Origin of the sequence: Streptomyces sp. NPDC051211 (assembly GCF_040689505.1) — a bacterium.
Lineage (GTDB): Bacteria > Actinomycetota > Actinomycetes > Streptomycetales > Streptomycetaceae > Streptomyces.
Genome location: NZ_JBFBAV010000048.1, coordinates 31476 through 52020, shown reverse-complemented (window position 1 = coordinate 52020; position 20545 = coordinate 31476). Strand labels below are relative to the sequence as shown.

The following is a 20545-nucleotide window of genomic DNA, read 5'->3' as shown; positions in this document are numbered from 1 at the left end:
CCAGCCTCTCCGGCGTTTGGCCTTCCCAGCCTCGCCGGCGTTTGAGGCGCGGGGTCTGGGGCGGAGCCCCAGTTCGGGAAGGGGCGGGTAGGGGAAAGGCCCCGCGCAGCGGCCCCCTCCCTCCGCCCGGCTCCGCAGCGGGTCCGCGTCCGGCTGCGGCGCCGCTGCCGGGGGCCAGCCCCCGGACCCCCGCGCCTCACACGCCGGCGGGGCTGGAGTTGCCTGCGGCAAACCAGCGCAGAGGACCGGAGGGTTCGGAGGTGGCCCGGCCCGGCCGGGCTAGGCCGCTGAGGGTTGGAGGCGGGTGAGGAATTCGCGGACCGAGGGTTCCTCCCGGTACGGGTCCAGGCGGGTGCGGAAGTCGTCCAGGTATTCCGCACCGCGGTTGGAACGAAGGGAGGACAGAAGGTCCACCGCCCGCCCGGCCGTCTGACAGGACTGCTCCACCTCACGCCGCTCCACCTGCGAGGAGGCGAGCAGCAGCAGCCCGATCGCTCGTCTCCTCGCCTTCGTCTCCGGCAGCGCCCGCAACGCCTCCTCCGCCCGCCGCCCCGCCGCCTCCGCCTGCCCCAGATCCCGGTGGCAGTGCGCCAGTTCGTCCGCCAGGTACGCCTCGTCGAAGTGCCGGATCCACACCGGGTCGTCCCCGGACTCCGGTTCCGCCCGCTCCAGCGCGCCCAGCGCCCGCGACGCCAGCACCTGGGTGGCCCGTGCGTCGCCCAGCAGGGCGTGCCCCCGCGCCTCCGCCGCGTAGAACATCGCTTCCGCGCGCGGGGTGACCTGCCCCCGGGTCCCCTCCTGCGCGGCTCGCGCCAGCTGCGCGATCTCCCGCGGGTTGCCCAGCTCCGCCGCGAGGTGGCTCATCGAGGCCGCCAGGACGTAGCCGCCGTACGCCCGGTCCCCCGCGGCCTGGGCCAGCCGCAGCGCCTGGATGTAGTAGCGCTGGGCGAGACCGGGCTGGCCGGTGTCCACCGCCATGTAGCCCGCGAGTTCCGTCAGCCGCGCCACCGCCGCGAACAGCGCCCGCCCGACCGGCTCCCGGTAAGAGCCGCCGATCAGCCCGGAGACCACGCTGTTGAGGTAGTGCACGACCACCGGCCGGACGTGCCCGCTGCCGAAGCGGTGGTCGAGGTCGACGAGCGCGTCGGTGGTCGCCCGTACCGCCTCCACGTCCGACATCCCGACCCGCGAGCCGCCCGTACGCGCCACCGCCACGTCCGCGCCCGTGATCAGCCAGTCCCGGCTCGGCTCGACCAGGGCCGATGCGGCCACCGTCGACCCGGCCAGGAAGTCGCGCCGGCCGACGTCGCTGCGCCACAGCTCGCAGACCTGCTCGATGGCTCCGAGCACGGTCGGGGAGAACTGCAGGCCCACCCCGGACGCGAGGTTCTTGCCGTTGGCCATGCCGATCTCGTCGATGGTGACGGTCCGGCCCAGCTTGCGGCCCAGCGCTTCGGCGATGATGCCGGGCGCCCGGCCGCGCGGTTGCTGGCCGCGCAGCCAGCGGGCCACGGATGTCTTGTCGTAACGGAGATCGAGACCGTGTTCGGCACCGCACATGTTGACGCGCCGGGCGAGCCCGGCATTCGAGCACCCGGCTTCCTGGATGAGCGCCTGCAGCCGTTCGTTCGGCTGGCGGGCGACGAGAGGCCTGGCTGCCATGAAAACCCCCTGTGGCCGCGGGTGATCGTTCGATTGATCACTTCCCGGCGGATGTGCGGAGAATTCCGCGGATATTCCGGGGAATCTTCCGCTCTGCGCTTTGTCGCTACCCATCACCGGCTTCCCGGCCCCCCGCGCGCCCCCGCCCGTGCATCGATGCGCCCCGCATGCAGGATCGATGCTCCGCCGCCTGGCCGGTTTAGGGCCGTAACCCCGGGTGACGGCGGGAGTTGTGATGGACGTGGAAGAGACCATGGGAGTCACGGAGACCGACGCCGCCGCCATCCCCAAGCAGCGAGGTGAGCAGCTGCTGGACCATGCCGTGCGGTACGCGGAAGAGCGGCACTGGGATGTGTTCCCCGGCACCTGGCTGGAGCCCGGGGACGGCAGGGAGCTGTGCTCCTGCGGGGCGGAGGACTGCGTGGCGCCGGGCGCGCACCCGGCGGTGAAGGACTGGGCGGCGCAGGCGACGGGCAGCGCGGTGCAGGCCCGCCGGATGTGGTCGAAGCACTCGAAGGCGTCGATCCTGCTGCCGACCGGCCGGACCTTCGACGCGGTGGACGTGGCGGAGACGGCCGGATTCCTGGCGCTGGCCCGGCTGGAGCGGATGCAGCTCACCCTGGGCCCGGTGACGCTGACCCCGGACCGGCGGATGCTGTTCTTCGTACTGCCGGGCGCCGGGGCGAAGGTGCCGGACCTGGTGCGCAAGCTGGGATGGTCGCCGACCGCGATCGATCTCGTCGTACGCGGCGAGGGCGATTTCGTGGCGGCCCCGCCGACCCGGTACGGGGGGCGGGGCGCGGTGCAGTGGGCGCGCCGTCCCACGCCGGCGAACAGGTGGCTGCCGGACATCGAGGAGCTGATCAACCCGCTGGCGTACGCGACCGGTCGGGAGGCCTCGGCGGCCCGCACCGCCCGCCGGACTTCCTGATCGGCCTGCCTGTTGCGGCGTGCGGCTCATGACATTCGTCATCAGTCGGACGCTCGTTCCGCTCGTATGGTGAGACGAGACCTACGGGGACGGAACGAGAGGCAGGGCGGCGCATGCCGGACCAGGCGAGCGCGGGGGCAGCAGCGGACGGTGCCCCCGCCGTACGGATAACGGGCCTGTGGAAGCAGTTCGGTGAGCAGATCGCGGTCTCCGGGGTCGACTTGGAGCTGCCCGCCGGCCGCTTCATCGGCCTGGTCGGGCCGAACGGCGCCGGCAAGACCACCACCCTGTCGATGGTCACCGGCCTGCTCCGGCCCGACCAGGGCCGGATCGAGGTCGCCGGACACGACGTCTGGGCGGACCCGGCGGCGGTCAAGGCCCGGATCGGGATCCTGCCTGAGGGGCTGCGGCTGTTCGAGCGGCTCTCGGGCCGGGAACTGCTGGGCTACATCGGCCGGTTGCGGGGGCTGCCGGGCCAGGAGACGGACAAGCGGGCCACCCAGCTGCTGGAGGTGCTCGACCTCGCCGGTTCGCAGCACAAGCTGGTGGTGGACTACTCGACCGGCATGCGGAAGAAGATCGGGCTGGCGGCGGCCCTGCTGCACAATCCGGAAGTGCTGTTCCTGGACGAGCCGTTCGAGGGTGTGGGCCCGGTGTCGGCGCAGACCATCCGCGGGGTGCTGGAACGCTACACCGCCTCCGGTGCCACGGTCGTCTTCTCCTCCCACGTCATGGAGCTGGTCGAGTCGCTGTGCGACTGGGTCGCGGTCATGGCGGCCGGCCGGATCCGCGCCGCTGGCCCGCTGGCGGACGTACGGGGTGATGCGCCCTCGTTGCAGAGCGCGTTCCTGGAGCTGGTGGGTGCGCAGCGGCTGACGGCCGGCGACTCGCTGGACTGGCTGGGCGGCGGGGCGGCAGCCCGATGAGCGCCTCCCCGAGCACCGTGGGTGCGGTGGGTGCCGCCGCGCTCACCCCGGTCTTCGTCCGGCTCAAGCTCTCCCTGCTCCGCAACGGACTGAAGGGTTCCACGAAGCGCAGGGCCGCCTTCGTCAGTTCGCTGGTCTTCGTGCTGCTGGCCGCCGCGTTGACCGTGCTGCTGCTGGCCCTGCTGCGCGGCAACGCGCACGCCGGCACGGTCGTCGTCCTGCTCTCCGGGATCCTGGCGCTCGGCTGGGCGTTCCTGCCGCTGCTGTTCGCCGCCGGCGACGACACCCTGGACCCGACCCGGCTGGTGATGCTGCCGCTGCGGCCCCGGCCGCTGGTGCGGGCCCTGCTGGTCTCCTCCCTGGTGGGGATCGGCCCGCTGTTCACCCTGTGCGTGGCGGTGGGCTCGGTGGTGGCGGTGGCGCGCGGCGCCGCCGGGTTCGCGGCCGGCCTGGTGGCGGCTCCGCTGCTGCTGCTCGGCTGTGTGGCCCTCGCCCGCGCCGTGGCCACCGCCAACATCGGGCTGCTGAGCAGCCGCAAGGGCCGCGACTTGGCCGTGATCAGCGGCCTGCTGATCGCGATCGGCGCCCAGTTCGTCAGCTTCGCCGCCCAGCGGCTCGCCGAGCCCGGCGGGCTCGCCGCCCTGCGCCCGGCCGCGGATGTGGTGCGCTGGCTGCCGCCGGCGACCGCGCTCGGCATGGTGGAGTCGGCCGGTGAGGGCGCGTACGGGAGGGCCGCGGCCCAGCTGGCCGTGACCGTGGCGGCGGTCCTCGGGCTGCTGCACGTCTGGGAGCGCAGCCTGACCCGGCTGATGGTCACCCCGGACGGCTCCACCGTCGCGGCCGCGAGCCCCGCCCGGGACCGCGCTTCGGACGGCGGGCTGTGGGCCCTGCTGCCCGCCGGCCGGCCGGGCGCGGTCGTCCAGCGGACGCTCCGCTATGCCTTCCGCGACCCGAAGACGAAGGCGGGCTGGATCAGCGGCCTGGCCGTCGGGGCGATCGTGCCGGTCTTCAACGCCCTCCAGGGCACCGGCTCGGTGTACCTGGCCTGCTTCGCCGCGGGCATGCTCGGCGCGCTCATGTACAACCAGTTCGGCCAGGACACCTCGGCGTTCTGGATGGTCGCCCAGACCCTGTCCACCACCCGGGAGGCCTACGCCGAGCTGCGGGCCCGCGCCGCCGCGCTGCTCCTGGTGACCTTGCCGTACACGGTGCTGGTCACCGTGGTCACCGCCTGGCTGGTCGGGAACTGGGCCGCGCTGCCGGACGCCCTGGGGCTGAGCTTGGCTCTGCTGGGGGCGATGCTGGGCACGGGCGCGCTGTCCTCGGCGTACTACCCGTACTCGATCCCGCAGGAGGGCGCGTTCAAGAGCGTGGTCCCGGGGCAGGCGGGGCTGGCCGTCTCCAGCATCTTCGGCGGCATGTTCGCCTCGGCGCTGCTGTGTGCCCCGGTGGCCGCCCTGGTCATCGGGCTCCGCGTCACCGACCACCACTCCCTGTTGTGGACGGTCCTGCCGGCGGGCCTCGGCTGGGGTGCCCTGCTGACCTGGGCGGGGCTGCGGCTGGCCGCGCCGAAGGTGGCGCGCAGCATCCCGGAGATCCTGGAGGCGGTCAGCAAGGGCTGAGGCGGCCGCAGGGGTCGACCGGCGGGGCCGCGACCGGCGGGCGGCCGGCGGTCGGGCTTCAGCTCGGGCGGCGCGGGGACCAGTCGGGGTCCGGCTGGTAGGCGCCGGTCGGGCGGACGCAGTCGGAGTAGCCGGTGACCACGAAGGCGCCGCGCGAGCTGCTCCAGTCGACGTCGGAGAGGTCGCCGGTTCGCGGGTTCTCGAAGCGGAAGCCCACACTGGCGAAGTCGCCGTTGCGGCGGTCCTCCTCACGCACCTGCAGCCAGCCGTCCGCTTCCAGGATGCGGCGGTAGCGGGCCAGGGCGGGCCGGGCGTCGGCCTCGGTGACACCGACCGCCATCCAGCGGGTTTCGTGGCCGTTGACGTCGGTGCGGACGCCGTCGATGTGCTTCAGGCCCGCCAGGCCCCGGTACGGGCAGCTGCTGCCGGTGCCCGCCCCGGACGCTTCCAGCACGATCGATTCCGGCAATGCGGCCGCATCGTAGGCGCGTTGGGCTTCGCTCTTGAGCCGGGCCACCTCGGCGTACGGGTCTGCGTCCGGGTAGGGCTCGCCGGACAGGACGCGGTCCCACCAGGCGCTCACGGACGGCGCGGCGAGGAACACGGCGCCGACGACGAGCGCCGCGCAGCCGGCTGCCAGGATCCGGCCCCGGCCCGGCCGGCGCGGCGGGCGGGGTGCGGAGGCGGGAGCGGCGGGAGCTGCAGAGACGGGCCGTGGGGTGGTCATGGGTCGAGGCTAGGCACGCCGGTGCGGCGGCCGCATGAGTCGGCGTACTCAATCCGGGGCCGCGTCCCGGCCGCTGAGGAGGGGTCAGGAGGGCCTGGAGGCCAGGACTCCGTCGAGGAAGGGTTCCAGGGCGGCCCGCCAGGCGGCCGGCTGGTCGTAGTGGACGTAGTGGCCGGCGTCGGGGATCTCGGCGTACTGGCCGGCCGGGAGGACGCGGACCATCTCCTGGGCCTCCGCGCGGCCGAGTTCCCCGTCGAGGCCGCGGACCACCAGGGTGGGGCAGCGGACCTGGGCGAGCTCTTCCCAGTGCGCGTCGTGCACCCAGGTCTCGCGGGCCGTGAGCATCTGGCGGCGGGAGAACTGCGGACGCCAGCCGTCCTCGGTCTGCCGCATGACCTCGGCGAAGAAGGCACCGCGGCCGGGGTCGGGGCGCTCCACCCGGGGGTCGTCCTCGCCGAACCAGCGGCGGGCGGCGTCCTGTGTGGGGAAGGGCAGCGGCCAGCGGCCGAACCACTCCTCCCAGTCGCGCTGCGAGGCGGCGCCGAGGGCCGAGGCGCGCATGTCGCAGATGACCAGGGCCTGGACCAGGTCGGGGCGGCGGGCGGCGAGCTGCCAGGCGGTGAGGGCTCCCATGGAGTGGCCGACGAGGGTGACGGGGGCGAGGCCGAGCTGCTCTATGGCGGCCTCGGCGTCGGCGACGAAGGCCTCCCGCGTGTACGGGCCGTGGGCGGGGGCCTCACTGTCGCCGTGGCCGCGCTGGTCCAGGGCGATGACCCGGCGGCGCTCGGCGAGCCAGCCGGCGGTGCCGGCCCAGTGGAAGGCGCGGCCCATCAGCCCGTGGAGTAACAGTGCCGCCGGCCTGGGCTCGGCGGCGGAAGCGGAATCTGTTTCCCGGAACTCCCAGGCGGCCAGGCGGACGCCGTCGGCCCCTGTCACATCGAAGCGCTGTACCACCGCAGATGCACCCCCTTCGCTTGCCGCCAGACTATCGAACCCCTATTCGAAAATGGCCTTCCCGCCCGCAATACCGCTCTTTCGAGTGACCTTGCTCAAGGATTGGCCGCCGCTGCCGAGGGGAGATTTTCAACGGGAGGCGGGCCGATCGGGGAAGACGGTCCGAGGGGATGACCCTGGGAGCTCGGGGCTCCGGGTCAGCAAAGGGGAGGACCGGTCCCGGCGCCGCAAGGCGCCGGGACCACCCCTACCCAGGGAGACCGGGAAGCGTCAGGCTCAGCGCTTCGCGACGAACACGTGCGAGGCGACTTCCGCCTCCAGCTCGGCGGCTTCGCCGCCGCTGCCGACCAGCACCCCGCCGGGAGACTCGGTCACGCTCACCACCGCGCCCGGCTGCACACCGGCCCGCCGCAGCGTGTACATCAGCTGCGCGTCCGTCTGGATGGGCTCGCCGATCCGGCGCACCACCACGGTCTTGCCGTCGCTGCCCGGGTCCAGCTCGGCCAGGCTCACCATGCCCTCGTCGAGGAACGGGTCCGCCTCGGCCTTCTCGCCGAGCTCCTCCAGGCCGGGGATCGGGTTCCCGTACGGCGACTCGGTCGGGTGGCGCAGCAGCTCCAGCACGCGCCGCTCCACCGCCTCGCTCATCACGTGCTCCCAGCGGCAGGCCTCGGCGTGCACCTGCTCCCACTCCAGGCCGATCACGTCGACGAGCAGGCACTCGGCGAGCCGGTGCTTGCGCATCACGCGGGTCGCCAGCCGGCGGCCCTCGTCGGTCAGCTCCAGGTGCCGGTCGCTGGCGACGGCCACCAGGCCGTCGCGCTCCATCCGCGCCACCGTCTGGCTGACCGTCGGACCGCTCTGGTCGAGCCGTTCGGCGATACGGGCGCGCATGGGGACAACACCTTCCTCTTCCAGCTCAAGGATGGTGCGGAGATACATCTCCGTGGTATCGATCAGTCCGGACATTCGTGCCCCTCGGATATTTTGCGCTGGCCCTGCCCCCAATTCTGCCGCAGAGCACCGACAACCGTCCCGCGTGGTGGGGCCGCGGGCCCCGGGTTCCGGTATTGACGCCCGTATTGACACGCCCTTGGTCCAGACCGCACGGTGAGCGGCGGACACGCACCCGCACCCACTGGAAGGGCCCTCGGCGCATGAGCGAGAGCAAGCTGGCCGGTCAGTTCTTCGACGCCGCCATCGGGCTGCTTCAGCGTGTCCGTGACGAAGAGTCCTCGAGCATCTCGGAAGCGGGCACGGTGATCGCGGACGCCGTCGCGGCGGGCAACCGGCTCTTCGCCTTCGGCGCCGGCCACTCATCGCTGCCCGCCCAGGACGTGGTCTACCGGGCCGGCGGACTGGCCCTGATGAACTTCCTCGCGGTACCGGGCACCGCCGGCATCGACGTCATGCCCGCGACCCTGGGCAGCGCCCTGGAGCGGGTGGACGGGCTGGCCGGGGCGGTCCTGGACAGCAGCCCGGCCCGCGAGGGCGACGTCCTCGTGATCATCTCGCTGTCCGGCCGCAACGCGCTGCCGGTGGAGATGGCGATGAACGCGCGCGCCCTCGGCCTCAAGGTGATCGGCGTGACCTCGGTGGCGTACGCGACGGAGACCAGGTCGCGGCACGTCTCCGGCACCTTCCTGAAGGACCACTGCGACATCGTGCTGGACAGCAAGATCGCGGTCGGCGACGCCGAGCTCACCGCGGACGGCATCGACGCACCCTTCGCACCCGCGTCCACGGTGGTGACCAGCGCGATCATGCAGGCGGTCATGGCCGCGGCGGCGGGCGAGCTGGCCGCGCGCGGCCTGGAGCCCCCGCTGCTGCGCTCGGGCAACGTGGACGGCGGGCACGAGTGGAACGGCCGGGTGATGGCGGAGTACGGGGACCGGATCTTCTTCCGGCACTAACCTTCCGGCACTGGCTTTCCGGCGCCGGCTTCCGGTGCCGGCCTCCGGTGCCGGCGGGCACCCTTGAGGCGCGTCCCGGGCGGGCGTGCCGGACTCACCGCGGCCCCGGACTAACCGCGGCCCCGTGTCAGGTCGGCCATGTCGAGGTCGGCCGCCAGCCGTACCGCGATCTCCTCCGCGTACTCCGCGTCCACCCGCTCGAACGCCGGACGGGACGGTCCGCGCAGGAAGGTGAGGACGCCCAGGGTCCGGCCGCGGCTGCGCAGCACCGTGCACAGCCCGTGCGCCACACCCTCCGGCCACTGGCGGGCCGCCGCCCAGCCCTCCGCCGCCCCGCCCCGCGGCGCGCTGGTCCGGACCGGCCCGATCCGGTCCAGCGCCTGCAGGGCCGGATGGCCGGGCTCGTACCGGACCGGGATCGCCCCGGGAGCCGCCGGCAGCGGTACCGGGCCGGGCGTGCCCGACGGCGCCCCGGCCGACCGTACGAGCCGCTCCCCCACCGCCACGTCCAGCAGCGCATGGTCGGCGAACCCGGCCAGCGCGAACTCCAGCCGCACCGCGGCGGCCTCCGACGGGTCCTCGCACTCGCCGGCCGCCCGTCCCGCCCGGTACAGCTGGTTCCACCGGAACCGCAGCCGTGCCGCGTCCAGCCCCAGCTGCCGGGCCTCGGTGACGTCCTGGAACAGCCAGCCGACCCCGAGCGGCACCGGCTCCTCCGCCAGCGGCGAGGCCAGCCGCAGGAACCCGCACCGCCAGCACCGCCGCCGCAACCCCTCCGCGGTGCGCACCGTCACCCACAGCTCCACCGGCGCGGGCGGCGCCCCCTCCGCCAGCACGTGCTGCAGCGTGCCCTCCAGCTCCTCCACGCCCTGGGTCAGCAGCTCGCCGAGCGGCCGCCCGAGCAGGGCGGTCCGCCCCGACCCGAAGGCCCGCGCGGCATGCGCGTTCACCACGGCCGGCCGCAGGTCCACATCGACCAGCACCACGCCCCAGGACGCGTCGTCCATCAGCGCCTCGCTCAGCGCGATGGACCGCTCCAGGTCGATCTGCGCGTGCACCTCGCTGAACGCGCAGTACACCCCGGCCGGCTTCCCGTCCGCGCCCGGCACCCCGGCCGACTGGGTCCGTACGAGCACCCGGCCGCCCTTCTTGGTCAGCAGGGCGAACTCGTGCACCTGCCGGCCCGGCACGTCCTGCGCCGCCATGAGCCTGTCCTGCACGTCCTGCGCGTCGGCGGCCCGCACCGCCCACCCCGCGAACCCCCGCCGCCCGACCGCCTCCGCGGCGGACCACCCCAGGATCCGCTCGGCCTCACGGTTCCAATGGGTGATCACCCCATCGGCATCGAACGCACACAGCGCGGCATCCATGCCGTCGAGCAGCGCGGCGAGCAGATCGTCGGTGGTCTCACTACGTCCGGAAGCACTCACCTGGGACCCCCTGCAGGTGTTCGCGTGTGCGGCACGTCAGATCATTCAACTGGAACGTGACGCAGCACACACTGCATTCCCGTGAATCGGCCCGCGACGGACACCCCGAAAATTGCTTGAGGGGGGCCGGGAGGCGTGCCTACAGTGGCAGCACACTGAAAGGAGGTGATCCCGGAAATGTATGAACTCCGGACGCGTGAGGTGACTGCGGGCTAACGCCCGTCGTCGCAACGCACCCAGTGCGGTGCCGACGCTCGGCGTCGGTCCAAACCAAAGCAGTCACCCGACCCGCAGGCTCGCCGGCACGTCCGGCCGGCTTCTCTCACTGCAGGAGAGAAACCCGAGCCTGCGGGTCGTCTGCGTTCAAGGGCATCGCCCTTCAGGGGCAGAGCCGCTCCAGGCGCCACTTCCCGCCCTCCCGGACGTAGCGCAGGCGGTCGTGCAGGCGGTTTTCGTGGCCCTGCCAGAACTCGACCGTCTCGGGGACGACCCGGATTCCGCCCCACTCCGGCGGGACCGGGACCTGCTCGCCCTCCGGGTAGCGGTCGGCGAGCTCGGCGTAGCGGCGGTCCAGCTCCGCGCGGGAGGCGATGACCTGTGACTGGTCGCTGGCCCAGGCACCCAGCTGGGAGCCGTGCGGGCGGGAACGGAAGTAAGCGGCGGTTTCGTCCCGGCCGGTCCGCACCGCCGTGCCGGTCACCACCACCTGGCGGGCGATCGGATGCCAGGGGAAGAGCAGCGCCGCGGACGGGTTCTCCGCGATCTCCCGTGCCTTGCGGGAGCCGTAATTGGTGAAGAACACGAAACCGCGGTCGTCGAACTGCTTGAGGAGCACCGTCCGCGAGCTGGGCCGGCCGTCACGGGTGGAGGTCGAGACGACCATGGCGTTCGGCTCGAAGATGTGCGAGAGGGACGCCTGCTGGAACCAGACGGCGAACTGCGCCATGGGGTCCTCCGCGAAGCTGTCCTCCAGGACGATCTCCGAGCGGTACTGCTTGCGCATGATGGCGGGATCAAGGTCGTGGGCGGTCACTCGGCCATCCTGCCCCAGCACCGCACCCCGAGTGCTCCGGCGAGTGTGCCGTATGTCACGCTTCCGCACATCAAGTGGAACGGACAAAATCTTGGGGCCGGTCCGAGGACCCCGTACGGGTGACCTTCGGCCGATCCGGGCATCAACGGGGATGACCGCGCCCGACCGCGATTCACGCCGGGAGCCGCGCGTGTTCGCACTACCTGAGGAGCCGCCTGATGTCCGACTTCGTACCCGGACTCGAAGGGGTCATCGCGTTCGAAACGGAGATCGCCGAACCCGACAAGGAAGGCGGGTCCCTCCGCTACCGCGGGGTGGACATCGAAGACCTGGTCGGCCACGTGTCCTTCGGGAACGTGTGGGGCCTGCTGGTCGACGGCGCCTTCAACCCCGGGCTGCCGGCCGCCGAGCCCTTCCCGATCCCCGTGCACTCCGGTGACATCCGGGTCGACGTGCAGTCCGCGCTCGCCATGCTCGCCCCGGTCTGGGGCCTGAAACCGCTGCTGGACATCGACGAGCAGACCGCGCGCGACGACCTGGCGCGGGCGGCCGTGATGGCCCTGTCGTACGTCGCCCAGTCCGCGCGCGGACAGGGTCTGCCGATGGTGCCGCAGCGGGAGATCGACAAGGCCGATTCCGTGGTCGAGCGGTTCATGATCCGCTGGCGGGGCGAGCCGGACCCGCGCCACGTGAAGGCGGTGGACGCGTACTGGACCTCGGCCGCCGAGCACGGCATGAACGCCTCCACCTTCACGGCGCGCGTGATCGCCTCGACCGGCGCCGACGTCGCGGCCGCCCTCTCCGGGGCCGTCGGGGCCATGTCCGGCCCGCTGCACGGCGGTGCCCCGTCCCGGGTCCTCGGCATGATCGAGGAGATCGAGCGCACCGGCGACGCCGTCGCGTACGTGAAGAAGGCCCTGGACAAGGGCGAGCGGCTGATGGGCTTCGGGCACCGCGTCTACCGGGCCGAGGACCCGCGGGCCCGCGTGCTGCGCCGCACCGCGAAGGAGCTGGACGCACCCCGCTACGAGGTGGCGGCGGCGCTGGAGAAGGCCGCTCTGGAGGAGTTGCACGCGCGCCGCCCCGACCGGGTGCTGGCCACCAACGTCGAGTTCTGGGCCGCGATCATGCTGGACTTCGCCGAGGTCCCGGCGCACATGTTCACCTCGATGTTCACCTGCGCGCGCACGGCCGGCTGGTCGGCGCACATCCTGGAGCAGAAGCGCACGGGCCGCCTGGTCCGCCCCTCGGCCCGCTACATCGGCCCGGGCCGCCGCGACCCCCGCGACATCGAGGGCTACGCGGACATCGCGGCCGGCTGATCCGCCGGCCACCCCACCCCCTGGGGTCCGGCCGGGTCAGGCGGCCGGGCCCAGGGTGGCTTCGATGATGCGGGTCCACTGGGAGACCACCCGGGCCCGGCGGGACGCGTCGTCGGTGAGGACGTTGGCCAGGCCGAGGCCGCGGGCCAGGTCGAGGAGACCCTGGACGGTTTCCCGGACGCCGGGGACGGATTCGTCGGCTCCGAGGAGCTCCACCGCTATCCGGTGGGTCTCGCGGCCGACGCGCGCCTCGAGTTCCGTGACGCGCGGGCGCAGCTGTTCCTCGTACGAGGCGGCCACCCACAGCTGGAGGGCGGCCCGGAAGAGCGCGCCGGTGTACATGTCGACCAGGGCTTCGATCACCGCCGGGCGGGGGGCGGGCCCGGTGTGGAAGAGGTCGCGGAGGGCGGCGGAGCGTTCTTCGGCCACGTACTCGACGGCCGCGGTGAACAGGTCCTCGCGGGTGGGGAAGTGGTACTGGGCGGCGCCGCGGGAGACCCCGGCGCGTTCCGCGACCACGGCGACGGTGGAGCCGGCCCAGCCCTGTTCGGCCAGGCAGGAGACGGCGGCCTCCAGCAGGTGGCGGCGGGTGACCCGGCTGCGGGCCTGCTTGGGGCCGGTCACCGTGCCCATGCGGGGTCCCGGCGGTCGAAGCGGGCGCTGATGCCCTCGAGGGCTTCGGCGGAGGAGAAGTGCTGCGCGGACAGCGCGGTGAGGGCTTCCCCGTCCTGGTCGAGGGCGGCCCGTACCGGGGCGGTGAGCAGCCGTTTGGTGGCGGCCAGGGCCTGCGGGCCGGCTTTGCGGAGGCCCGCCAGGACCGGCTCGAGGACCTCGTCGACGTCCTCGCCGTGGGCCGTGAGCAGGCCGATCCGGGCGGCTTCGGCGGCGTCGAAGGGCTCGGCGGTCAGGAAGTAGCGGGCTGCGGCGCGCGGGTCGAGGCGGGGCAGCAGCGGGGCGGAGATGACGGCCGGTACGACCCCGAGGTGCGTCTCGGTGAAGGCGTACGTGGAGTCCGGCCCGGCGGCGGCGATGTCGCAGGCGCCGAGCAGGCCGAGGCCGCCGGCCCGGACATGGCCGGTGACCCGGGCGACGACCGGCTGCGGCAGCTCGGTGATCTCGCGGAGCAGGGCCAGGAAGTCGGCGGGGTCGCAGGGGGACTTGAGGTCGGCGCCCGAGCAGAAGGTGGTGCCGGCGTGGGTGAGGACGAGCGCCCGGACCTCCGGGTCCGCGCCGGCCGCGGCGAGGGCCGCGCGCAGCTCGCCGACGAGGCCCGCGGAGAGCGCGTTGCGGTTGGCCGGGGAGTCCAGCGTGAGGGTGGTGATGCCGCGCCCGTGCGCGGATCCGACGGTCCGGTTCACTTCGCCTGCCCTTTCTCGACTGGTCTGGCTAGTAGGACTTGGGGAGGCCCAGGGTCTGGTGCGAGACGAAGTTGAGGATCATCTCGCGGCTGACCGGGGCGATCCGGGCCACCCGGGAGGCGGTGATCAGCGCGGCCAGTCCGTATTCACGGGTGAGGCCGTTGCCCCCGAGGGTGTGGACCGCCTGGTCCACCGCCCGTACGCAGGCCTCGGCGGCAGCGTACTTGGCCATGTTGGCCGCCTCACCGGCGGCCATGTCGTCCCCGCTGTCGTAGAGGTGCGCGGCCTTCTGCATCATCAGCCGGGCCAGTTCCAGCTCGATGTGCGCCTGCGCGAGGGGATGGGCGAGGGCCTGGTGGGCGCCGATGGGTTCCTTCCAGACCTGGCGGGTCTTCGCGTAGTCGACGGCCTTGGCGAGGGCGTAGCGGCCCATGCCGATCGCGAAGGCGGCGGTCATGATGCGTTCGGGGTTGAGGCCGGCGAACAGCTGGAGCAGGCCCGCGTCCTCGTCGCCGACGAGCGCGTCGGCGGGCAGCCGGACCTCGTCGAGGACCAGCTCGAACTGCTTCTCCGCGGCCTGGAGCTCCATGTCGATGACGGAGCGGGAGAAGCCGGGGGTGTCCCGCGGGACGATGAACAGGCAGGGCTTGAGCCGTCCGGTGCGGGCGTCTTCCGTCCGGCCGACGATCAGGGTGGCGTCGGCGATGTCCACGCCGGAGATGAACACCTTGCGGCCGGTGAGGATCCAGTCGGAGCCCTCGCGGCGGGCGGTGGTGGTGATCCGGTGCGAGTTGGAGCCGGCGTCGGGCTCGGTGATGCCGAAGGCCATGGTGCGGCTGCCGTCGGCCAGGCCCGGCAGCCAGGCCTGCTTCTGTGCTGCGGTGCCGAAGCGGGAGATGACCGTGCCGCAGATGGCGGGCGAGACCACCATCATCAGCAGCGGGGATCCGGCCGCGCCCAGTTCCTCCAGGACGATGGAGAGTTCGGCGATGCCGCCGCCCCCGCCGCCGTACTCCTCGGGCAGGTTGACCCCGAGGTACCCGAGCTTGGCCGCGTCGGCCCACAGCTCCTCGGGGTGGCCGCCCTCGCGGGCGATACGAGCCAGGTACTCGCGGCCGTAGCGCTGCCCGAGGGCGGCGACGGCGGCGCGCAGGACCCGGTGCTCTTCGGTTTCGAGGGTGGCGCTGCTGACGGGGCTCATCGTTGCGTTTCCTCCTGGACTACGGCGAGCAGGGCGCCGAACTCGACCTGTTGGCCGGTGGCGGCGTGGAGCGCGGAGAGCGTGCCGGAGGCGGGAGCGAGGATGCGGTGCTCCATCTTCATGGCCTCCAGCCAGAGCAGGGGCTGGCCGGCGGTGACGGCGGAGCCGGGGGCCAGCCCCTCGGCGACGCGGACGACGGTGCCGGGCATGGGGGCGAGCAGGGAGCCGGGTTCGGTGCGGTCCTGGGGATCGGGGAACCGGGGGACGGGGGTGAAGGTGTGGGCGCCCAGCACCGAATCGACGTAGACCTCCGTCCTGTTCGAATTGCGTTTCACGTGGAACACCCGTCGGACTCCCTCGATTTCGAGGGTGACGAGGTCGGGAGTGGCGGCCAGGACCCGGACGCCGGGATGGTCGACGAGCAGGCCGGGCCGGTAGCGGACCTCGTACGCGGTGGCTGCCTCGGTGCCTGTCCCGGTGGCTGTCCCGGTGCCTGCGTCGGTGGCCGCCCCGGTGTAGCGGCGGATCTGCGGCTGGGAGCGGAGGTTGCGCCAGCCGCCGATACGGGCGGCGAGGGGGGCGTCGGGGGCCGCGGCCGCGTCGGCCAGGGCGGCGGCGAGGACCGCCGGGATGGCGTCCGGCGCGCCCTCGGTGAGAGTGGCGAGGTGCCGGTCGTAGAAGGCGGTGCCGAGGCGGGCGGGGTCGGTGAACTCCGGGTGCCGCAGGGAGCGTACGAGCAGGTCGCGGTTGGTGGGCAGGCCGTGGATACGGGCCCGGGAGAGGGCGTGGGCCAGGGCCCGGAGGGCTGCGGGGCGGGTCGGGGCGTGCGCGATGACCTTGGCGAGCATGGGGTCGTAGTGCACGCCGACGGTGTCCCCGTCGGTGTATCCGGTGTCCACCCGCACCCCGCCGGGGACGGCGAGGGTGTGCAGGGTGCCGGCCTGCGGCCGCCAGTCCCGGGCGGGGTCCTCGGCGTACAGACGCGCCTCCACGGCATGGCCGGTGGGCGCGGGCGGGTCCAACGGCAGGGCGGCGCCCTCGGCGACGCGCAGCTGGAGCTCCACCAGGTCGATGCCGAACACCGCCTCGGTGACCGGGTGTTCCACCTGGAGGCGGGTGTTCATCTCCAGGAAGTACGGGCGGCCCGCTTCGGTGACCAGGAACTCGACGGTGCCGGCCCCCCGGTAGGAGACGGCGCGGGCGGCCGCGACGGCCGCCTCGTGCAGGGTGCTGCGCAGGGCCGCCGGGAGGGCGGGGGCCGGGGCCTCCTCGATGACCTTCTGGTGGCGGCGCTGGAGTGAGCAGTCCCGGGTGCCCAGCGCCCAGACGGTGCCGTGGGCGTCGGCGAGGATCTGCACCTCCACGTGGCGGCCGTTCTCCACGTACGGCTCGGCGAAGACCTCCCCGTCCCCGAACGCGGACCGGGCCTCGGCGGCTGCCGCGGCCAGTTCCTCGGGCAGCCGGGCGGGATCGCGTACGAGGCGCATCCCGCGGCCGCCGCCGCCCGCCGCGGCCTTGAGCAGCAGCGGGAAGTCGGCCGGGCCCGCCTTCTCCGGGTCGACGGGATCGAGGAGGGGGACCCCGGCGGCGCGCATCAGCTCCTTGGCCCGGGTCTTGGAGGCCATGGCCTCGATGGCCTCGGGGGGCGGGCCGATCCAGACCAGGCCGGCGGCCTGGACCTCGCGGGCGAAGTCGGCGTTCTCGGAGAGGAAGCCGTAGCCGGGGTGGACGGCATCGGCCCCGGCGGCGAGGGCCGCCTTGATGATCAGGTCGCCGCGCAGGTAGGTGTCGGCGGGGGCCGCACCCGGAAGGCGCACGGCCGCGTCGGCCTCCCGTACGTGCAGGGCGTCGGCGTCCGGGTCGGAGTGCACGGCGACGGTGTCCAGGCCGAGGGCGCGGGCGGTGCGGAAGACGCGGACGGCGATCTCGCCCCGGTTGGCGACGAGGAGGGAAGTCAGGGGCTGGTGTTGGGGCTGGATCTGGGGCTTGGTCATGTTCGCGCTCACATCCGGAAGACGCCGAAGCCGCCGCGGGCGCCCTCGACGGGGGCGTTGTGGACGGCCGACAGGCACAGGCCGAGGACGGTGCGGGTGTCGCGCGGGTCGATGACCCCGTCGTCGTACAGCCGCCCGGACAGGAACATCGGCAGCGACTCGGACTCGATCTGCTGCTCCACGAAGGCGCGCATGCCGGCATCGGCCTCGTCGTCGTACGGCATGCCCTTCGCGGCGGCCGACTGCCGGGCCACGATGGACAGCACCCCGGCCAGCTGCTGGGCGCCCATGACGGCGGACTTGGCACTGGGCCAGGCGAACAGGAAGCGGGGGTCGTAGGCGCGGCCGCACATGCCGTAGTGGCCGGCGCCGTAGCTGGCGCCGATGAGCACGGAGAGGTGCGGGACCCGCGAGTTGGCGACCGCGTTGATCATCATCGAGCCGTGCTTGATGATGCCGCCCTGCTCGTACTCCTTGCCGACCATGTAGCCGGTGGTGTTGTGGAGGAAGAGGAGCGGGATGTCGCGCTGGTTGGCGAGCTGGATGAACTGGGCGGCCTTCTGCGACTCGGCGCTGAACAGCACCCCTTGGGCGTTCGCGAGGATGCCGACCGGGTAGCCGTGCAGGCCGGCCCAGCCGGTGACCAGGCTGGTGCCGTAGAGCGGCTTGAACTCGTCGAAGTCGGAGGCGTCGACGATGCGGGCGATGACCTCGCGGGGGTCGAAGGGGGTCTTCAGGTCGGCGGGGACGATGCCGAGGAGTTCCTCCGGGTCGTGCACGGGTTCCCGGGCCGGAGCCGGATCGGGCTGCGGCTTGCGGTGGTTGAGGCGGGCGACGATCCGGCGGGCCTGGCGGATCGCGTCAAGCTCGTCGAGCGCGTAGTAGTCGGCGAGTCCGGAGGTCCGGGCGTGCATGTCGGCGCCGCCGAGGGACTCGTCGTCGCTCTCCTCGCCGGTGGCCATCTTCACCAGGGGCGGACCGCCGAGGAACACCTTGGACCGGTCCTTGATCATGACCGTGTGGTCGGACATCCCGGGGACGTAGGCGCCGCCCGCGGTGGAGTTGCCGAAGACCACGGCGATGGTGGGGATGCCGGCGGCGGAGAGCCGGGTGAGGTCGCGGAAGATCGCGCCGCCCGGAATGAAGATCTCCTTCTGGGAGGGGAGATCGGCGCCGCCGGACTCGACGAGGCTGATGCAGGGGAGGCGGTTGGCGAAGGCGATCTCGTTGGCGCGGAGCGCCTTCTTCAGGGTCCACGGGTTGGAGGCGCCGCCCCGGACGGTGGGGTCGTTGGCGGTGATCAGGCACTCGGTGCCCTCGACGGTGCCGATGCCGGTGACCATCGAGGCGCCGACCGGGTAGTCGCTGCCCCACGCGGCGAGCGGGGACAGCTCCAGGAACGGGGTGTCCGGGTCGAGCAGCAGCTCGATGCGCTCGCGGGCGAGCAGCTTGCCGCGGCCGCGGTGGCGCTCGGTGTACTTGGTGCCGCCGCCCGCCAACGCCTTGGTGTGCTCGGCGTCGAGCTCCGCCAGCCGGTCGAGGGCGGCCGAGCGGTGGGCGAGGTAGTCGGGGTCGCGGGTGTCGACGCGGGTGCCGAGGCGGGTCACTGTCGGCCTTCCGGGTGCAGTGGGAGCGGTGTGAGCGGTGGGAGCGGTGGGAGAAGGTGGGTGGGGATGTCCAGGTGCCTCGATCGCAGCCACTCGCCGAGGGCTTTGGCCTGGGGGTCGAAGCGGTGGGCGGCGGCGACGCCGTCGCCGAGGATTCCGGTGATGGTGAAGTTGAGGGCGCGGAGGTTGGGGAGGGGGTGGCGGGTGACGGGGAGATCTGCTGTCTCGGGGAGGAGGCGCTGGAACGCTTCGGTGGTGAGGGTGGCTTCGAGCCAGGCGTAGGCGGGGGCGGACTCCGCCCAGACGCCCAGGTTGGCGTCGCCGCCCTTGTCGCCGCTGCGGGCGCCGGCCACCCGGCCGAGGGGGGCGCGGGTGGTCTGCGGGTGCCGCTGCCCTGCGGGGCCGTTCCCCCACCCCGCCCCTTCCCGAACGGGGGCTGCGCCCCCGCCCCCCTGTGGGAGCTCCGCTCCCACACCCCCCTCGGGGCTCCGCCCCGAACCCCGCGCCTCGAACGCCGGCGGGGCTGGGTGAGCGGGGCTCGGCCCCGAACCCTGTACCTCGAACGCCGGCGGGGCTGGGTGGGCGGGGCTCCGCCCCGGTTCGGGGAGGGGCGGGGTGGGGGGAAGGCCCCGCGCAGCGGGGATGGGCACCCGGGTGCCGTCCGGGAGGACGACCGCGTGGGGGACGGTCGAGGCCGGGACCAGGGCCGAGGTGAAGACTCCGTACGGCTGGGCCGGGCCCGGTGGGGACGTCACGTGGAAGCCCGGGTAGCTGGCCAGGGCCAGTTCGATCGCCGACGAGGTCAGCGCCCGGCCCACCCGCTCCGCGTCCTGGTCGCGGACCACCAGGCGGAGCAGCGCCGAGGCCGTCTCCTCGGTGGCCGCGTCCGGGTGGTCCGTACGGGCCAGGTTCCACTCGGCGGAGGCGACCCCCGCCAGGGCTTCGGCCAGCTGTGCCCGCACCAGCGAAGCCTTCGCCTCGATGTCCAGGCCGGTCAGTACGAACACCACCTCGTTGCGCCAGCCACCGATCCGGGTCACGCCCACCTTGAGGGTGTCCGGCGGGGGTTCGCCCACGACGCCGTCGATGCGGACCCGGTCCGGCCCCTCCTCCGTCAGCCGGACCGTGTCCAGGCGGGCGGTGACGTCCGGGCCGAGGTAGCGCACGCCCTGGGTCTCGTACAGGAGTTGCGCGGTGACCGTGCCGGTCGTGACCGCCCCGCCCGTGCCGGGGTGCTTGGTGATCACGGAGGAGCCGTCGGCTGCGATCTCGGCCAGCGGGAACCCCGGGCGGCCGATGTCGTGCCGGGTGAAGAACGCGTAGTTGCCGCCCGTCGCCTGGGTTCCGCACTCCAGGACGTGGCCCGCGACCACCGCTCCGGCGAGCCGGTCGTAGTCGTCGGGCGCCCAGTCGAACCACCAGGCCGCAGGTCCCGTGACCAGGGCCGCGTCGGTGACCCGGCCGGTCACCACCACGTCCGCGCCGGCCCGCAGGCAGGCGGTGATCCCGGCCCCGCCCAGGTAGGCGTTGGCGGTCAGCGCGCCGTCCCCCTGCTTCCCGTACGGCATCAGGTCGTCACCCTCGACGTGCGCCACCGCCACCGGAATGCCGGCCTTGGCCGCCAGCGCGCGGACCGCGTCCGCCAGGCCGGCCGGGTTGAGGCCGCCGGCGTTGGCGACGATCCGTACGCCCTTCTCGTGCGCCAGTCCGAGGCAGTCCTCCAGCTGGCGCAGGAAGGTCTTGGCGTAGCCGGCCCCGGGGTCCTTCAGCCGGTCCCGGCCGAGGATGAGCATGGTCAGCTCGGCCAGGTAGTCGCCGGTGAGGACGTCCAGCGGGCCGTCGGCGAGCATCTCGCGCATCGCGGA

At 73.4% G+C, this 20545-nt stretch carries 17 protein-coding genes; 5 read left to right on the top strand and 12 right to left on the bottom strand.

The window, feature by feature from the left end; translation table 11 throughout:
* Positions 1-279: 279 nt before the first annotated feature.
* Entirely contained in the window at positions 280-1662 is a 1383-nt protein-coding gene (locus tag AB0447_RS31265; RefSeq protein ID WP_366480226.1) for a transcriptional regulator, read from the bottom strand.
* A gap of 232 nt (positions 1663-1894) precedes the next feature.
* Here AB0447_RS31265 and AB0447_RS31260 point away from each other — a divergent pair, with 232 nt between their 5' ends.
* From AB0447_RS31260 to AB0447_RS31250, 3 genes are all read left to right on the top strand, one after another.
* A complete protein-coding gene (locus tag AB0447_RS31260; protein ID WP_366480225.1) occupies positions 1895-2593 on the top strand; it encodes a bifunctional DNA primase/polymerase in 699 nt (232 codons plus the stop codon).
* A 113-nt stretch (positions 2594-2706) separates the two neighbouring features.
* Complete coding sequence (locus AB0447_RS31255) at positions 2707-3519, top strand: ABC transporter ATP-binding protein (RefSeq protein WP_366480224.1); 813 nt, start codon at positions 2707-2709, stop codon at positions 3517-3519.
* The gene (locus AB0447_RS31250; protein ID WP_366480223.1) at positions 3516-5141 is read left to right on the top strand and encodes a transporter; all 1626 of its coding nucleotides are present in this window, start codon (positions 3516-3518) and stop codon (positions 5139-5141) included. The genes AB0447_RS31255 and AB0447_RS31250 overlap by 4 nt, the downstream gene beginning before the upstream one ends.
* 58 nt (positions 5142-5199) lie before the next feature.
* Here the strand turns inward: AB0447_RS31250 and AB0447_RS31245 are convergent, their stop codons facing one another.
* The 3 genes from AB0447_RS31245 to AB0447_RS31235 form a co-directional block, all read right to left on the bottom strand.
* Positions 5200-5868: a hypothetical protein gene (locus AB0447_RS31245; protein WP_366480222.1), complete on the bottom strand. Its 669-nt coding sequence runs from the start codon at positions 5866-5868 to the stop codon at positions 5200-5202.
* 84 nt (positions 5869-5952) lie between these two features.
* On the bottom strand, positions 5953-6822 hold the full coding sequence (locus AB0447_RS31240) for an alpha/beta hydrolase (protein ID WP_366480221.1): 870 nt from the start codon (positions 6820-6822) through the stop codon (positions 5953-5955).
* A 276-nt stretch (positions 6823-7098) separates the two neighbouring features.
* Complete coding sequence (locus tag AB0447_RS31235) at positions 7099-7791, bottom strand: metal-dependent transcriptional regulator (RefSeq protein WP_366480220.1); 693 nt, start codon at positions 7789-7791, stop codon at positions 7099-7101.
* Between the two features lie 188 nt (positions 7792-7979).
* Between AB0447_RS31235 and AB0447_RS31230 the strand changes: the two genes are divergently transcribed.
* Positions 7980-8735, top strand: a complete 756-nt coding sequence (locus AB0447_RS31230) for an SIS domain-containing protein (protein ID WP_366480219.1) — start codon at positions 7980-7982, stop codon at positions 8733-8735.
* A gap of 110 nt (positions 8736-8845) precedes the next feature.
* On the opposite strand, the gene AB0447_RS31225 is transcribed toward AB0447_RS31230, so the two are convergent.
* Both AB0447_RS31225 and pdxH read right to left on the bottom strand, forming a co-directional pair.
* Positions 8846-10165 (bottom strand): PAS domain-containing protein, encoded by a 1320-nt coding sequence (locus AB0447_RS31225; RefSeq protein WP_366480218.1) that lies wholly within the window; start codon positions 10163-10165, stop codon positions 8846-8848.
* 379 nt (positions 10166-10544) lie between these two features.
* On the bottom strand, positions 10545-11168 hold the full coding sequence (gene pdxH, locus AB0447_RS31220; protein ID WP_366480229.1) for a pyridoxamine 5'-phosphate oxidase: 624 nt from the start codon (positions 11166-11168) through the stop codon (positions 10545-10547).
* Between the two features lie 248 nt (positions 11169-11416).
* Between pdxH and AB0447_RS31215 the strand changes: the two genes are divergently transcribed.
* Complete coding sequence (locus AB0447_RS31215; RefSeq protein ID WP_366480217.1) at positions 11417-12520, top strand: citrate synthase 2; 1104 nt, start codon at positions 11417-11419, stop codon at positions 12518-12520.
* Between the two features lie 36 nt (positions 12521-12556).
* On the opposite strand, the gene AB0447_RS31210 is transcribed toward AB0447_RS31215, so the two are convergent.
* The 6 genes from AB0447_RS31210 to AB0447_RS31185 are packed head-to-tail and all read right to left on the bottom strand — an operon-like array spanning position 12557 to position 20539.
* Positions 12557-13153 carry a TetR/AcrR family transcriptional regulator gene (locus tag AB0447_RS31210; protein WP_366480216.1) on the bottom strand — a complete coding sequence of 199 codons (597 nt, stop codon included), beginning with the start codon at positions 13151-13153 and terminating at the stop codon, positions 12557-12559.
* On the bottom strand, positions 13141-13878 hold the full coding sequence (locus AB0447_RS31205; protein WP_366480215.1) for an enoyl-CoA hydratase family protein: 738 nt from the start codon (positions 13876-13878) through the stop codon (positions 13141-13143). Before AB0447_RS31205 ends, AB0447_RS31210 begins: the two co-directional genes overlap by 13 nt.
* Before the next feature lie 28 nt (positions 13879-13906).
* A complete protein-coding gene (locus tag AB0447_RS31200) occupies positions 13907-15079 on the bottom strand; it encodes an acyl-CoA dehydrogenase (protein WP_366480214.1) in 1173 nt (390 codons plus the stop codon).
* A complete protein-coding gene (locus AB0447_RS31195; protein ID WP_366480213.1) occupies positions 15076-17073 on the bottom strand; it encodes a biotin carboxylase N-terminal domain-containing protein in 1998 nt (665 codons plus the stop codon). Before AB0447_RS31195 ends, AB0447_RS31200 begins: the two co-directional genes overlap by 4 nt.
* Before the next feature lie 8 nt (positions 17074-17081).
* Positions 17082-18680 carry a carboxyl transferase domain-containing protein gene (locus tag AB0447_RS31190; protein ID WP_366480212.1) on the bottom strand — a complete coding sequence of 533 codons (1599 nt, stop codon included), beginning with the start codon at positions 18678-18680 and terminating at the stop codon, positions 17082-17084.
* Positions 18677-20539: an acyclic terpene utilization AtuA family protein gene (locus AB0447_RS31185; RefSeq protein ID WP_366480228.1), complete on the bottom strand. Its 1863-nt coding sequence runs from the start codon at positions 20537-20539 to the stop codon at positions 18677-18679. Before AB0447_RS31185 ends, AB0447_RS31190 begins: the two co-directional genes overlap by 4 nt.
* Positions 20540-20545 lie beyond the last annotated feature (6 nt).

Excerpts from the sequence above, each read along its gene's own strand:
- AB0447_RS31265 (WP_366480226.1), bottom strand. The coding sequence starts at position 1,662 with ATGGCAGCCAGGCCTCTCGTCGCCCGCCAGCCGAACGAACGGCTGCAG.
- AB0447_RS31195 (WP_366480213.1), bottom strand. The coding sequence starts at position 17,073 with ATGACCAAGCCCCAGATCCAGCCCCAACACCAGCCCCTGACTTCCCTC.
- pdxH (WP_366480229.1), bottom strand. The coding sequence starts at position 11,168 with ATGCGCAAGCAGTACCGCTCGGAGATCGTCCTGGAGGACAGCTTCGCG.
- AB0447_RS31235 (WP_366480220.1), bottom strand. The coding sequence starts at position 7,791 with ATGTCCGGACTGATCGATACCACGGAGATGTATCTCCGCACCATCCTT.
- AB0447_RS31250 (WP_366480223.1), top strand. The coding sequence starts at position 3,516 with ATGAGCGCCTCCCCGAGCACCGTGGGTGCGGTGGGTGCCGCCGCGCTC.
- AB0447_RS31245 (WP_366480222.1), bottom strand. The coding sequence starts at position 5,868 with ATGACCACCCCACGGCCCGTCTCTGCAGCTCCCGCCGCTCCCGCCTCC.
- AB0447_RS31255 (WP_366480224.1), top strand. The coding sequence starts at position 2,707 with ATGCCGGACCAGGCGAGCGCGGGGGCAGCAGCGGACGGTGCCCCCGCC.
- AB0447_RS31230 (WP_366480219.1), top strand. The coding sequence starts at position 7,980 with ATGAGCGAGAGCAAGCTGGCCGGTCAGTTCTTCGACGCCGCCATCGGG.
- AB0447_RS31215 (WP_366480217.1), top strand. The coding sequence starts at position 11,417 with ATGTCCGACTTCGTACCCGGACTCGAAGGGGTCATCGCGTTCGAAACG.
- AB0447_RS31185 (WP_366480228.1), bottom strand. The coding sequence starts at position 20,539 with ATGCGCGAGATGCTCGCCGACGGCCCGCTGGACGTCCTCACCGGCGAC.
- AB0447_RS31210 (WP_366480216.1), bottom strand. The coding sequence starts at position 13,153 with ATGGGCACGGTGACCGGCCCCAAGCAGGCCCGCAGCCGGGTCACCCGC.
- AB0447_RS31200 (WP_366480214.1), bottom strand. The coding sequence starts at position 15,079 with ATGAGCCCCGTCAGCAGCGCCACCCTCGAAACCGAAGAGCACCGGGTC.